The 13,954-nt window shown below is 76.5% G+C and carries 11 protein-coding genes; 7 read left to right on the top strand and 4 right to left on the bottom strand.

Going from position 1 to position 13,954, the window contains the following annotated elements; genetic code table 11:
* Position 1 precedes the first annotated feature (1 nt).
* From ACI78U_RS13585 to ACI78U_RS13570, 4 genes are read right to left on the bottom strand one after another with little or no spacing between them, the layout of a single operon-like run.
* The gene (locus ACI78U_RS13585) at positions 2–286 is read right to left on the bottom strand and encodes a DUF3311 domain-containing protein (RefSeq protein ID WP_456875850.1); all 285 of its coding nucleotides are present in this window, start codon (positions 284–286) and stop codon (positions 2–4) included.
* A 14-nt stretch (positions 287–300) separates the two neighbouring features.
* On the bottom strand, positions 301–1,149 hold the full coding sequence (locus ACI78U_RS13580) for a Nif3-like dinuclear metal center hexameric protein (protein ID WP_456875849.1): 849 nt from the start codon (positions 1,147–1,149) through the stop codon (positions 301–303).
* Positions 1,150–1,165: 16 nt separating this feature from the next.
* Positions 1,166–1,651, bottom strand: a complete 486-nt coding sequence (locus ACI78U_RS13575; protein WP_456875848.1) for a GNAT family N-acetyltransferase — start codon at positions 1,649–1,651, stop codon at positions 1,166–1,168.
* 4 nt (positions 1,652–1,655) lie between these two features.
* Complete coding sequence (locus ACI78U_RS13570; RefSeq protein ID WP_456875847.1) at positions 1,656–2,162, bottom strand: DUF2867 domain-containing protein; 507 nt, start codon at positions 2,160–2,162, stop codon at positions 1,656–1,658.
* A 51-nt stretch (positions 2,163–2,213) separates the two neighbouring features.
* On the opposite strand from ACI78U_RS13570, the gene ACI78U_RS13565 reads away from it, so the two are divergent.
* From ACI78U_RS13565 to ACI78U_RS13535, 7 genes are all read left to right on the top strand, one after another.
* Positions 2,214–2,816, top strand: coding sequence for a TetR/AcrR family transcriptional regulator (locus ACI78U_RS13565; RefSeq protein ID WP_456875846.1), 603 nt, complete (start codon positions 2,214–2,216; stop codon positions 2,814–2,816).
* A gap of 182 nt (positions 2,817–2,998) precedes the next feature.
* Complete coding sequence (locus ACI78U_RS13560) at positions 2,999–4,951, top strand: FUSC family protein (protein WP_456875845.1); 1,953 nt, start codon at positions 2,999–3,001, stop codon at positions 4,949–4,951.
* Between the two features lie 55 nt (positions 4,952–5,006).
* Positions 5,007–6,005: an alpha/beta fold hydrolase gene (locus tag ACI78U_RS13555; protein WP_456875844.1), complete on the top strand. Its 999-nt coding sequence runs from the start codon at positions 5,007–5,009 to the stop codon at positions 6,003–6,005.
* A 109-nt stretch (positions 6,006–6,114) separates the two neighbouring features.
* Complete coding sequence (locus tag ACI78U_RS13550) at positions 6,115–7,524, top strand: WS/DGAT/MGAT family O-acyltransferase (protein ID WP_456875843.1); 1,410 nt, start codon at positions 6,115–6,117, stop codon at positions 7,522–7,524.
* A 38-nt stretch (positions 7,525–7,562) separates the two neighbouring features.
* Positions 7,563–8,570: an NAD-dependent epimerase/dehydratase family protein gene (locus tag ACI78U_RS13545; RefSeq protein WP_456875842.1), complete on the top strand. Its 1,008-nt coding sequence runs from the start codon at positions 7,563–7,565 to the stop codon at positions 8,568–8,570.
* A gap of 128 nt (positions 8,571–8,698) precedes the next feature.
* Positions 8,699–10,948, top strand: coding sequence for a glycerol-3-phosphate 1-O-acyltransferase (locus tag ACI78U_RS13540; RefSeq protein ID WP_456875841.1), 2,250 nt, complete (start codon positions 8,699–8,701; stop codon positions 10,946–10,948).
* Positions 10,945–13,896 carry a wax ester/triacylglycerol synthase family O-acyltransferase gene (locus ACI78U_RS13535; protein WP_456875840.1) on the top strand — a complete coding sequence of 984 codons (2,952 nt, stop codon included), beginning with the start codon at positions 10,945–10,947 and terminating at the stop codon, positions 13,894–13,896. Before ACI78U_RS13540 ends, ACI78U_RS13535 begins: the two co-directional genes overlap by 4 nt.
* Positions 13,897–13,954 lie beyond the last annotated feature (58 nt).

The raw sequence follows: 13,954 nt of genomic DNA, 5'->3' as shown, positions 1-13,954 counted from the left end.
CTCAGCGCTCCCTGTCCCGCTCGACGGCGGCGCGGGCGGCGGCCCGCTCGGCCGGGCTGCGCCGGGTGGCCCGGTAGACGACCACGGTGGTGAGCACGCCCAGGCCGACGAACGCCAGCTGCAGCCAGTAGAAGAGCGGCCAGCCGAACAGGGTCGGCTCGACGCTGTTGTAGAGGGGCACCAGCAGCGGCACCACGATCGGTATCAGCAGCAGCCAGTTCCACGGGCTGCGGTCGCTCCGCCGGGGGACCGCACCCCCTGACGGCGGTCGTTGGGCGGTGGCCACGGCGTCCTCCCGTCTCAGCCGGCCGCGCTGGCCGGGTCCCCTCCTGCCGACCGGCCCCGGTGCACCGTCCAGGGGTCCGTGCGGTGCCGCGAGGCGGCGGCCTCGACCCTGCCGGACAGGTCCGCGGCCAGCACCTCGGCGGCCACGGGCACCCAGGGCCACTCGGTCGCGAAGTGTGCCACGTCACACACCGCCGGGCCCCTCGACTCCTGGGACTCCGACACCGGGTGGTGCCGCAGGTCGCTGGTGAGGAACACGTCGGCCCCCGCAGCCGCCGCCTCGGGCAGCAGCGAGCCGCCGCTGCCCCCGCAGACGGCGACCGTGCGCACGGGCCGGTCCGGGTCACCGGCCGCGCGGACCCCGCCCTCCGTGGCAGGCAGGACCGCGGCGGCGTGCGCGGCGAAGGCGGCCAGCGTCGTCGGCTCGGCCAGCTCGCCCACCCGGCCGAGGCCCTGGCGGGAGCCGGGCTCGGCCGGCTGCAGCGGCCGGGTGCCGGTCAGCCCGAGGACGGCGGCGAGCGCGTCGTTGACGCCGACGTCGGCGGCGCGGTCGGCGTTGGTGTGCGCCACGAACAGCCCGCAGCCGGCGCGCACCAGCCGGTGCACCAGCCGGCCCTTCGGGTCGTCGGCCGGGACGCCGTGCACCGGGGTGAGGAACAGCGGATGGTGGGTCACCAGCAGCTGCGCGCCACGCTCGACCGCCTCGTCGACGACGGCGGCCACGGGGTCGACGGCGACGAGCACCCGCTGCACCGGCTCGGCGGGGTCGCCGCACACCAGTCCGACGGCGTCCCAGCTCTCCGCCAGCCCGGGCTCGTAGCGGGCCTCCAGCGCGGCGACGACCTCGCCCAGGGTGGCGGTCACGGGCGCCGACCCTAGGTCAGACGGGGCGGCCCAACACGACGCGGCGGCCGTGGACCGCGAGGCCCATCACCGCCTCCCGGTCGACCAGCGCCGCCAGCTCCGGCCCGGGGCCGGTGACCTCGGTGAAGCCGCGCGCGGCGTACCACGGCGCGTTCCACGGCACGTCGGCGTAGGTGGTCAGCGTGACCCGTGCCGCCCCGGCCTCGCGCGCGGCCCGCACGGCGGCGTCGAGCAGGGCGGTGCCGAGCCCGCGCCGTCCCGCCGTCGGGTGCACCGAGAGCTGTTCGAGGTGCACGTCGCCGTCCACCCGCTCCAGGACGGCGAACCCGGTGACCGGGCGGCCGGCGACCAGCACCCGCCAGGCGGCCGCCCGCTCCTGCGGGGTCTGCGGCGGCGGGAGGTCGGCGAAGCCCAGCGGCACGAACAGCGCGTCCGCGGCGGCCTCGATGTCGGGCAGCAGCTCCAGGTCGGCCGGCTCCGCCACGCGTACGTCGGCGTCCACGCCGTCAGGCCGCCGTCGGGGCCGAGTGCTCCACCATGCGGCGCAGCATGCCGGGCACCACCCGCGCGTGGAACGGGCGGACCACCGCGAAGTACGCCCGGCCCAGGGCGTTGTGCCGCCGGACGACCGTGACGGCGACGAGCTCGTGCCCGTCCGCGGCGGGGCGCACGTGCAGGACCAGCCGGAAGTCCAGGTGCCGGTCGTCGACGCCGAGCACCACCGTGTCCGCGGCGGTCGAGTGCACGGGGAAGAGCCCCGTCGGCCCGGTGCGCAGACCCAGGGGCCTGACCACCAGCGTCCGGACGCCCATGAGCGCCCGCACCCATGCCGGGACCGCGGCCGGGCCGAAAGCGGCGAGCCAGTCCCGGGCGTCGGTCGAGGCCCCCGCCGGGACGGGCGCGGCGAAGGCGTCGGCGAAGTCGGCGCCGTCGAGGGCCGCGGCGGCGACCAGTCCCGGCGGCACGGCGACCGCGCGCGGGCGGGGCCTCGCGGCTGCTGCACCGGGGATCACGGGCCACCTCCGTACGTCACCGTATGGTGGTCCGTACCGTAGCGTACGGACGTGTCCCCACGGGAGAGGTTGTCGGCGGAGGACTGGACCCGGGCGGCGCTGGAGGCGCTGGGCCGTGGCGGCCTGGCCGCGGTGGCCGTCGAGCCCCTCGCCACCCGCCTCGGGGCGACCAAGGGCAGCTTCTACTGGCACTTCGCCAGTCGTGACGCCCTCGTCGACGCCGCCCTGGAGCTGTGGGAGCGGGCGCACACCGACGCCGTGATCGCCGACCTCGACCGGCTGGCCGACCCCCGCGAGCGGCTCCGCGCGCTGGCCGGCCGCACGCTCGACCACGCCGGCGGCGGTGACCCCGTCGTGTCGCTGCTGCGCGACGTGGACGACCCGCGCGTCGTCCGGGTGCTCGCCGCGGTCACCCGGCGCCGCGTGGAGTACGTGCGCGCGCTGCTCGTCGATCTCGGCGTGCCTCCCGAGGAGGCCGGGCGCCGGGCGGCCCTCGCCTACGCGGCGTACGTGGGCTGGTGGCAGGTGCGCGCCGTCGCGCCGGAGCTGGCCCCGGCGGGCGAGGCGTCGGAGGGCCACGCGCGGGTCCTGCTGGAGGTCCTGCTGCGCGGGGACCGGCCGGGGGCCTGGGCCGACGCCGACCGTCCTGGCTGACCGCAGCGCACTCCGGCTCACCGCAGCGGGTCCTCCCTCACCGCAGCGCGTCCTCCCTCACCGCAGCGCGTCCTCCCTCACCGCAGCGCGTCCTCCCTCCCGTCCCACCGTGAGGGAGGACGCCGCACGATCAGGTCACCTGATCCCGGCGGCCCCCGGCACCGGGTGAGACGCTGCCGGACGTGGCGGACCGGTCGCTGCGCGCCCCGGCGTGGCTCGAGGAGCTGGTGCGCACCTCTCCCCCGCCGGTGCCGTGGCGCGACGTCGTCCGGTTCGCCGTCACCGTGCCCGCCCCGCTGGCCCTGGCGCTCGCCGTCGGCGGGGAGGCGGCCCTCGGCGCCGGGGTCTTCGCCACCACCGGGGCGCTCGCGGCCACCCTCGCCCCGCAGGGCGGGCCGCTGCGCGACCGGTTGCGCCGCACCGCGGCCGCCGTCGGCCTGGGCGCGGTCGGGCTCGTGGCCGGCCAGTACGCCGCCGGGGGCGGGGTCCTGCCGGTGGTGGTCGTCGCGCTGCTGGCGCTGGCCGCGGCGCTGATCAGCGGGATCGGCTCGGCGGCGTCGCTGGGTGCGCTGCAGCTGCTCATCTACACCGCGCTGGCGTCGGGCCTGGTGACGCCGCTGTCCCCGGCGGTGGAGGTGGCGTGGTTCGCGGCCGGCGCGGCGTGGGCGACCCTGGCCACCGTCGTGCAGGCGGCGACCGAGCCCAGCGACCCCGACCGCAGCGCGGTGGCCGCCGTCCTCACCCGCATCGCCGGGCTCCTCACCGCCGTCGGCACCGAGGACACCGACGACGCCCGTCGCGACCTGACCACCGCGCTCAACGACGCCTACGACCGGGTGATCCGCAGCCGCAGCCTCGCGGCGGGGCGCAACCGGGAGCTCGCCGAGCTGGCCGGGGTGCTGAACGCCACCGCGCCGCTGGTCGAGGCCGCCGTCGCCTCGGCCCGCGCCGGCGTGCACGCCGACCCGCACGACGTCACCGCGGTGCACGCGCTCGCCGCCGCGGTGACCGGGAGCCGCGAGCTGCCCCCCGCGCGGCCGCCGTCCCTCGAGGAGGGGCCGGCGCAGCGCCGCGCGGTGCGGCACGGGGTGCGGCTGGCCTGGGCGGTGGTCGGCGACCCGGAGGAGCGGGCGGGGGCCGCCGTCGACCCCGCGCGGCCGTCCTGGCGGGAGCGGCTGCGCGATCTCGCCGACCGCACGCTCGGCAGCGCCGACTCCCGCGACTTCGCCCTGCGCCTGGTGCTGTGCATGACGATCGCCGAGGTGGCCCGCCAGCTGCTGCCCATCGAGCGGCCCTACTGGGCGCTGCTCACCGTGGCGATCGTGCTCAAGCCCGACTACGGCTCGGTGTTCACCCGGGCGGTCCAGCGCGGCGCCGGCACGCTGCTCGGCGTCCTCATCGGCTCGCTGCTGCTGTCGGTCCTGCCGCGCGACGGCTGGGTGGTGGTCGCGATGGCCGTCGCGGCCGGGCTGCTGCCGTGGGCGCGTGGCGCCAACTTCGGCCTGTTCTCGGTGTTCCAGACGCCGGTGATCATCCTGCTGCTCGACCTCGCCGACCCCGGCGGTCCGGGCCTGGTCGGCGCCCGGCTGGTCGACACCCTCATCGGCTGCGCGATCGTGCTGGTCGCCGGCTACCTGGTCTGGCCCTCGACCTGGCGGGCGCCGCTGGACGAGGCGCTGCGCGCGGCCGCGCTGGCCCTCGACGCGTTCGTCGGCGCGGCCTTCGGCGGCGACCCCACGACCCGGCGGCGGGCGCGGCGGCGCACCTACCGGGCGCTGACCGAACTGCACACCCAGCTGCAGCGCCGGCTGGCCGAGCCGCCGCCGGTGAGCACCCGCGCCGCGGCGTGGTGGCCGGTGATCGTGCAGCTCGAGCGCACCGCCGACGCGGTCACCGAGGCGGTCATCGCCGTCGGCCAGGGCGGTCCCTCCCCCGACCCGGACCAGGTGGCGGTGCTGCGCCGGGCGCTGCGCGAGCTGGAGGACGACGTCCGCGCCCACCGGCCCCCCGACGACGCCGAGATCCTCGCCGACGGCGTGCTCGCCCCGGTGGCGCGTGAGGTCGACGCCGCCCGCCGGCTCGTCCGCGACGCCGCACCCGGCCGCCGCGCCGAGGACGTCGCCCGCCGCGGCTGAGAGACGGCCGTCACTCCCGGTTGCCGGGACCGCGCCGTGCGCCTGTCATGGACGGATGCGCCGCCGCCGACGGACCCCCTCGCCCGCCCCCCGCATCCCGGCCGTCCCCGGCATCGACGGCCCCCCACCGCCGGGCTCGCGCACCGTCCGCACCGACGACGGCGTCGACCTGCACGTCGAGTTCGACGGCCCCGAGGCCGCGCCACTGACCGTGGTGTTCTGCCACGGGTTCACCGCCCGCCTCGGCGAGTGGGAGCTGCAGCGGCAGGCGGTCCGCGACCGCGCGCGGCTGGTGCTGTGGGACCACCGCGGGCACGGCCGGTCGAGCTGGGCCGCCCCGACGACGGCGACGATCGACCGCACCGCCCGCGACCTGGGGCAGGTCCTCGACGCCGTCGTCCCGGCCGGGCCGGTGGTGCTCGCCGGGCACTCGATGGGCGGGATGACGATCATGGCGCTGGCCAGGCAGCGGCCGGAGGCGTTCGGCACCCGCGTCGTCGGGGCGTTCCTGCTGGCCACCTCCGCCGGCGGGCTGGTCTCCACCGGCCTGCTCGGCACCGTGGTCCGGGTGATGCAGGCACTGCGGCTGCTGCCGCTGTACCTGTGGTGGCTGCGGCTGCTCGCCCCGCTGCTCGAGCGGTACCGGCGCCGCGGCACCCGGATCGGCCACCGCTTCGTGCGCAAGTACCTGTTCGGCAGGGACGACGCGACACCCGAGGCGGTGCGGGCCGTGCAGGAGATGCTCGAGGAGACGCCGCTGACGATCACCATGGCCTTCTACGGCACGTTCCTCGACCACGACGAGACCGCGGCGCTGCCGGTGCTCGGCCGGGTGCCGGTCACCGTCGTCGCCGCGGAGCACGACCGGCTGACCCCGGCCGCACACGGCCGCCGGCTGGCCGAGCTGCTGGGGCCGCGGGCCGAGCTCCTCGTCGTCCCCGGCGCCGGGCACAGCGTCAACCTCACCCGCACCGCGGTCGTCGACGCCGCGCTCGTCGCCCTCCTCGACCGGGTGGGGACGGCTGGCTCCGGCGAGGCCCGGCAGGCAGGCTGAACCCGACCGGTGCCCACCGTGTCCCGCGCTCCACGCCCGTGTTACGCCGGGCGACCTGCGGGACAGGTACCGGACGAGACCGTCTCGTCGAGCCCGAGGAGTGACCCCCGTGGACCGCCTGAGCGCCACCGATGCCGGCTTCTACTACGCCGAGACCGAGAACGCGCCGCTGCACGTGGGCTCCGTGGCCGTGTTCGAGGGCCCGGCACCGTCCTACGGCGACCTGGTGCGGCTGCTGCTGAGCAAGTTGCCGCTGGTGCCCCGGTACCGGCAGCGGGTGCGCGAGGTGCCACTCAACCTGGGCCGGCCGCTGTGGGTCGACGACCCGCACTTCCAGATCCTCTACCACGTGCGGCACACCGCCCTGCCGAGGCCCGGCGGGCGGGAGCAGCTGCGCAACCTCGCCGGGCGGGTGCTCGGCCAGCGGCTGGACATGGCCAAGCCGCTGTGGGAGGTGTGGCTGGTCGAGGGCCTGGAGGACGACCGCTGGGCGATCATCTCCAAGGTCCACCACTGCATGGTCGACGGCGTCGCCGGCACCGACCTGATGCAGGTCATGTTCGACCTCGACCCCGAGGCCGAGCACGCGGCGCCGCGGGACTGGACGCCGCAGCGCAGCCCCTCGGGTCTGGCGATGGCCGCCGGCGCCGTGGCCGAGACGGTCACCACGCCGCTGCGCCAGCTCACCTCGCTGCCCGGCCCGCAGGCGGTCACCGGCGGCGCGCGGAGCCTGGTCAAGGGCGCCCGCGCGGCGGCGGCCGGGCTGCCCACGCTGGCCCGGCAGGCGCTCACCCCGCTGGCCCGCACGCTCACCGGTCCGATCGGCCCGCACCGGCGGTGGGCGTGGGCCGACGCCGAGCTCACCGAGCTCAAGACCGCGCGCACCGCGCTCGGCGGCACCGTCAACGACGTCGTGCTCACCGCGATCACCCGCGGCTTCCGCGACCTGCTGCAGGGCCGCGGCGCACTCGGCGGGGACACCGTCGTGCGCACCATGGTCCCGATCTCGGTGCGCAAGGAGAACGAGCGGGGAGCGCTGAACAACCAGGTGACGGCGGTCTTCGTCGACCTGCCCGTCGGCGAGCCCGACCCGCTGGCCCGGCTGACCTCCATCCGGCGGCAGATGGACGAGTACAAGCAGACGATGCAGGCGGTCGACGCCCGGTCGATCATCGCGATGGGCGACTACGTGTCCCCCACGCTGCTCTCCCTGGGGGTGCGGGCGGCGGCACAGGGCGGGCAGATGTGGTGCCAGGCGGTGACCACCAACGTCCCCGGACCGCGCGTCCCGCTCTACGTGCTCGGCCGGCGCATGGTCTCGTCGTACCCGTACGTGCCCATCGCCGGCGGCACCCGGATCTCCATCGGCATCTTCAGCTACCTCGGCTCGATGACGTTCGGGATCAACACCGACTTCGACGCCTTCCCCGACGTCGACGTGCTCTCCGAGGGGATCCGCCGCGGGGTCGACGAGCTCGTCGGGCTGGCGCAGGGCCAGCAGGCAGCGGCGGCCCGGTGAACCGGTTGCGGCCGGGAGGGGTCGGGTAGCCGAACGGCGTGACCGCACCCGAGAAGGACCTGACCGTCGCCGTCACCGGCCCCACCGGAACCTTCGGGGAGGGGCTGGTGCCCCTCCTGCAGGCCGACGACCGGGTGGAGCGGGTCGTGGGCATCGCCCGCCGGCCCTTCGACCCGGCGGCCCGCGGCTGGACGAAGATGGAGTACCGGCAGGGCGACGTGCGCGACACCGCCGCGCTGCGCGAGGCCTTCGCCGGTGCCGACGTCGTCGTGCACCTGGCGTTCCTCATCACCGGCAACGCCTCCCGCCAGACGACCCGCGCCATCAACGTCGACGGCACGCTCAACGCCTTCCGGGCCGCCGCGGCGGCCGGTGCGCGCCGGTTCGTCTACGCCTCCTCGCTCGCCGCCTACGGCTTCCACCCGGACAACCCGGTGGGCATGACCGAGGACTGGCCGGTGCGCCCGGCGTCGCGGCTGTTCTACGCGCAGGAGAAGGCCGAACTCGAGCAGCTGCTGCAGGCCGAGGCGGAGGCGCACCCGGAGCTGTCCCTGTACCTGCTGCGCCCGCCGGTGGTGCTCGGCCCGCACACCGTGGGCGCCAAGGACCTGCTGCCCGGCCCGCTGGCCCCGCTCGGGCGCTGGCTGGCCGAGCAGAGCACCCGGCGGCTGCCGGTGCCGGTACCCGTCGCGGTGCCGGCCCTGCCCCTGCAGTTCGTCCACGAGGACGACGTCGGCCAGGCGCTGCTGCAGTGCGTCGTGGCCGCCGGCCCGCCCGGGGCCTACAACATCGCCGGCGACGGCGTCCTGACCGCCGCCGACGTCGCCCGCGAGTACGGCGCCCTCCCGCTGCCGCTGCCCGCGGCGCCGGCCCAGCTGGCCGCGCGGGCGGTGTCGCGGCTGCCGTTCCTGCCGCCGGCGGCCGAGTGGGTGGAGGCGGCCAGCCACCCGGCGATCATGGACACGACCAAGGCCCGCGAGCAGCTGGGCTGGCGGCCGCGCTACACCGGTCTGGAGGCGCTGCGCTCCACCCTCCGCTCGGGGTGAGCGCGGCTTCCGCCCGGGGCGCCGGACCGGCAGGCTCGGCGTCCCGCGGGCGGAGCCGCGACCGCCGCCGGCCGGTGCCCCGGCAGCTCCCCGAGCAGGGCCGGCGACGAGACCGCAGAGAGGTGCACATGACCAGACTGGTGGACGCCGACGTCCCGACCATCGTGCTGGCCGACGTGACCAGCGAGGTGGAGCGGCGGCTGGTCGCCGAGGCGCTGCCCGCCGACGGCGACCGCGTGACCGTGCTGCCGCTGCACGGCACGGCCCTGCACGAGGCCCTCGACGGGGCCTCCCCGGACACCGTGGTCACAGCGGTGCGGGTGGCGTGGGCACCGCGCCGTCCGCCCACCCCGGCCCCGGGCCGCAGCCGGCGCGGGCGGCTGCACGACGCCCGCCCCTCGCTGCTGCGCCGTCCCCCGGCCGCCCTGCAGGCGGCCGCGCTGCGCCGCGACCCCGACCGCGCCCGGGTGGTGGTCGCGGAGCCGGCCAGCGTGGCCGAGCTGACCCGCCGCTGGGACGGCGGCGGCCTGCTGCCCGACTTCGTCGCCCAGCAGGCCGAGCTGGCGCTGGACCGCGCCGAGCGCTCGGTGGTCGGCGACCGGGCCAAGGTGCCGCGGCACGTGGCCGAGGCCATCCAGTACAGCCCCGAGTTCCGCGGTGAGGTGGCCGCCCTCGCCGAGCGCCTGGAGCGCCCGGAGGAGGAGGTCTACGCCGAGGCGGTCGAGGACCTCGGCAGCCTGGTCGCGGCGATGGACCCGATGGCCGTCGAGCTGTTCACCGCGCTGCTGCGCCCGGTGCACGCCCGCGCCTGGGACGTGCAGGCCGACACCGCGCGGCTCGACGACCTGCGCGAGCTCAACCGGCGGCACCCGCTGGTGTTCCTGCCCAGCCACCGGTCCTACGTCGACCCGCTGGTGCTCGCCGACGTGCTCGCCGCGCACGACTTCCCGCGCAACCACGTGCTGGGCGGGGACAACCTGCGCTTCTGGCCGGTCGGGCCGATCGCCAAGCGCGCCGGGCTGGTGTTCATCCGCCGCAGCTTCGGCGACGACCAGGTCTACAAGCTCGCCGTCCGGGAGTACTTCGCCTTCCTGCTGGCCAAGCGGTTCAACCTCGAGTGGTACATGGAGGGCGGCCGGACCCGCACCGGGAAGCTCCGCCCGCCCCGGCACGGGCTGCTGCGCTACGTGGCCGACGCCGTCGAGCGCGGCCGGGTCGACGACGTCTACGTCGTCCCGGTGTCGATCACCTACGACCAGCTGCGCGAGGTCACCGGCATGGCCGCCGAGCAGGGCGGTGCCGCCAAGCGCGGCGAGGGGCTGTCGTGGATGGCCTCCTACATCCGCGAGCAGGTGCGCACCCCGCTGGGCACGGTGCACGTCGGGTTCGCCGAACCGCTGTCGCTGGCCGCGGCCCTGCGCAACGGCGCCGACCCGGCCGACCCCGACGCCCGCCGGCTGACCCTGCAGAAGGTCGCGTTCCAGGTCGCCGTCGGCATCAACGCGGTCACCCCGGCGACGGCGACGGCGCTGGTCACGCTGGCGCTGCTCGGCGTGCGCGACCGCGCGCTGACGCTGGGCCAGGTGCAGCGGGTGCTCGAGCCGCTGCTGGCCTACCTGACCGAGACCGGCCGCCCGCACTCGGGCTCGGCGCTGGCCACCGCCCAGGGCGTGCGGCGCGTGCTCGGCGCGCTCGCCCAGCAGGGCGTGGTCACCGTCTACGAGGGCGGCGAGGAGCCGGTCTACGCCATCGAGCGCGGCCAGCACCTGGTCGCCGCCTTCTACCGCAACAGCGCCATCCACCACGTCGTCGACCGGGCGATCGCCGAGCTGGTGATGCTGCGCGACCCGGTCGACCGGTGGGAGGAGGCCTTCCGGCTGCGCGACCTGCTGAAGTTCGAGTTCTTCTTCCCCGAGCGGGACGCCTACCGCGAGGCGCTGACCGCCGAGCTGGAGCGGCTGGACCCGCAGTGGGAGACCGCCGACGGCCGCGAGGTGCTCTGCGGGGCGCCGCTGCTGTTCGCCCACCGGGTGCTGCGCTCGTTCGTCGACGCGCAGCTGGTGGTCGCCGAGCGGCTGGCCGCCCGCGACCCCCGCTCGCCGGTGGTGCAGGCGGAGTTCCTCGCCGAGTGCAGCGGCGTGGGGCAGCAGATGCTGCTGCAGGGCCGGCTGCACGGGCCCGAGTCGCTCTCCCGCGAGCTGTTCGCCAGCGCCCTGCAGCTGGCCGCCAACCTCGACCTGGTCGACCCCGGCCGCGAGGAGCTGGCCCGCCGCCGGCAGGAGTGGGCCGCTCAAGTCCGCGACGTCGTCGGCCGAGTAGGAGTGATCGACGAGTTGGACGCCGCGTCGCGGCGGGAGAACGTGGGGGTGGAGCCGTGAGCGCCGACCAGGAGACGGCGACCGGCGGGCTGCGCGAGAACGCCGCGGCGATGGCGCGGAGCAACGTGTGGACCGAGGAGCAGCTGATCGCCGACGTCGAGGCCGCGCCCCCCGGGCCCCGCGTGGGCGCCTTCTTCGACTTCGACGGCACCGTGATCGACGGCTACTCGCTGGCCGCCTTCGCCCGCCACCACCTGCGCTCGCTGGAGGTGACGCCCAACGCGCTGGGGCAGCTGCTGCTGTCCGGCCTGCGCGGGGTCACCACCGAGGAGGACTTCGAGCGGTTCACCGTCCTCGGCATGCGCGCCTGGGCCGGCCGCAGCGAGGACGAGCTCGTCGAGCTCGGCGAGCGGCTGTTCGTCCAGGGCATCGCCGGGTCGCTGTTCCCCGAGGCCTGGCGCCTGGTCACCGCCCACCTCAACGCCGGGCACACCGTCGTCCTGGCCTCCTCGGCCACCCGGTTCCAGGTCGAGCCGGCCGCCCGGGCCCTCGGCGTGGAGCACGTGCTGGTCTCCCCCGTCGAGATCGTCGACGGCGTCTGCACCGGCCGTCCCGGCGGGCCGCTGCTGTGGCGCAAGGGCAAGGCCGCCGCCGTGCGCGCCTTCGCCGAGGAGCACGGCATCGACCTGCTGCAGAGCTACGCCTACTCCAACGGCGACGAGGACGTGCCGTTCCTGCGCACGGTCGGGCGGGCCCGCGCGCTCAACCCCGGCAGGGGGCTCGCCGCCGCCGCCCGCCACTACTCGTGGCCGGTCGCCCGCTTCCGCCGGCGCGGGCAGACCTCGCCGGTCGACCTCGCCCGCACCGTGGCCGGCGTCGGCGGCATGGTCGGCGGCTTCGCCACCGGCCTGGCCGTCGGCGCGCTCAACGGCTCCCGGCGCGAGGCGGTCGACCTGGGCATCACCCTCGCGGGTGAACTCGGCAGCGCGCTGGCCGGCGTCCGGCTCGACGTCCAGGGCGCCGAGCACCTGGCCACCCGGCCGGCGGTCTTCCTGTTCAACCACCAGAGCCAGCTCGACGTCCTGGTGCTGGCCAAGCTGCTGCGCGGCGGGTTCACCGGCGTGGCCAAGAAGGAGCTGGCCCGGACGCCGGGCTTCGGGCTGGCCTTCCGCCTCGCCGACGTCGCCTTCGTCGACCGCGGCGACCCCGCCCAGGCCCGCAAGGCGCTCGAGCCCGCGGTGGAACGGCTGCGGGAGGGCATCTCGCTGGTCGTGGCGCCCGAGGGCACCCGGTCGGCCACCCCCACCCTCGGCCCGTTCAAGAAGGGCGCCTTCCACGTCGCCATGCAGGCCGGCGTCCCGATCGTGCCGATCGTGCTGCGCAACACCGGCGAGCTGATGTGGCGCGGCGCGACCACCATCCACCCGGGCGTGGTGCAGGTCCGCGTGCTCCCGCCAGTCCCGACCGAGGGCTGGACCGTCGAGCAGCTCGACGAGCGGATCGCCGAGGTGCACGACCAGTACCTGCGCACCCTGGCCAACTGGGGCGGCCGCGGCGAGCGCCCGGTGGTCAGCGAGGAGCCGACCGCCGGCGAGCACAGCCGCAGTCCCGCGCCGCCGCTGGACTGGGGCAGCGCCCCGGAGATGAACCCGCTGGAGACGGCCATGTGGCGCGCCGAGGTGGCCGACCCGCGGCTGCGCGCCAACGTCGCGCTGCTCGAGCTGCTCGACCCCGCGCCCGACTGGGAGCGGCTGCGCGCCGCCCACGAGTGGGCCTCGCGGATGGTGCCGCGGATGCGCCAGCGGGTGGTGGAGCCGGCGCTGGGCATCGGCACCCCGCGGTGGGTGACCGTGCCCGAGCTCGACCTCGACGCGCACGTGCGGCGGGTCCGGCTGGAGGCGCCCGGCTCGATGCGCCAGCTGCTCGACGTCGTCGGGGAGTTCGTCTCCGCGCCGCTGGACCGCGACCGGCCGCTGTGGCAGGCGATGCTCGTCGAGGGGCTCTCCGACGGCCGGGCCGGCTACGTCGTCAAGACCCACCACAGCACCACCGACGGGCTGGGCGCGGTCCAGCTCATGGGCAAGCTGCACAGCCGCACCGCCGAGCACGACCCGGCCCGCCCCGAGCCGCCCGTCCCCACGCCCGACGACGGCGTCTCGCGCACCGGGCTGCTCACCGAGCAACTGGTCGGCACGGCCCGCTCCGCCCCGCTGGCCGTGCTGCGCCGCGGGGTCGACGCGCTGACCGCGGGCGGGCGGCCCTGGGACCTGGTCGGCTCCGCGCTGGGCTCGGTGCGCTCGGCCGGGCGCACGCTCACCCCGCCGGGACCGGGCTCGACCCTGCTGACCCCGCGCGGCGGCGACTGGCACCTCGAGGTCCTCGAGGTACCGCTGGCCGACCTCAAGGCCGGGGCCAAGGCGGCCGGCGGCTCGCTCAACGACGGCTACCTCGCCGCGGTGATCGGCGGGTTCCGCCGCTACCACCAGCGGCACGGGGCACCGCTGGGCACGCTGGCGATCGGCATCCCGATCAGCCTGCGCGCCCAGGACGCGCCCGAGGGCGGCAACCGCTTCACCGGCGCCCGCTTCCCGGCACCCCTGGACGAGGCCGACCCCACCGTCCGCATCCAGGCCCTCCGCGAGTTCGTCATGTCGGTGCGCGGCGACGCGAGCTCCAGCGTGCTCAACGACCTCCTGGCCCCGACGCTGAGCTGGCTGCCCGCCCCGGTGATCGGCGCGGTCTCCGGCCAGCTGACCAGCGCCAACGACGTCCAGGTGTCCAACGTGCCGGGCGTGACCCACCCGGTCTACATCGCCGGCTCGCGGATCGACCGGATGTACCCGTTCGGCCCGCTCCCCGGCTGCGCGGCGATGATCACGCTGCTGTCGCACGAGGCGCAGTGCTGCATCGGGATCAACGTCGACTCCGCCGCCGTCACCGACCCGGCCGGGCTGGTGGCCGACCTGCAGGCGGGACTGGACGAGGTGGTGGCCCTGGCTGGGGTGTGAGGGGCGGCGGATACGGTACTGGACCGGGAGTAACCCGCGTCACAGTCCCCACCGCCGG

The sequence above is a fragment of the Geodermatophilus sp. SYSU D00710 genome, assembly GCF_054050195.1.
Note: the sequence above shows the minus strand (reverse complement) of the source record. Positions and strands in the feature narration are given on the sequence as shown.

What these genes read in the sequence shown, in the direction of transcription:
- ACI78U_RS13555 (WP_456875844.1), top strand. Translation starts at nt 5,007, where the DNA reads ATGCGCCGCCGCCGACGGACCCCCTCGCCCGCCCCCCGCATCCCGGCC.
- ACI78U_RS13540 (WP_456875841.1), top strand. Translation starts at nt 8,699, where the DNA reads ATGACCAGACTGGTGGACGCCGACGTCCCGACCATCGTGCTGGCCGAC.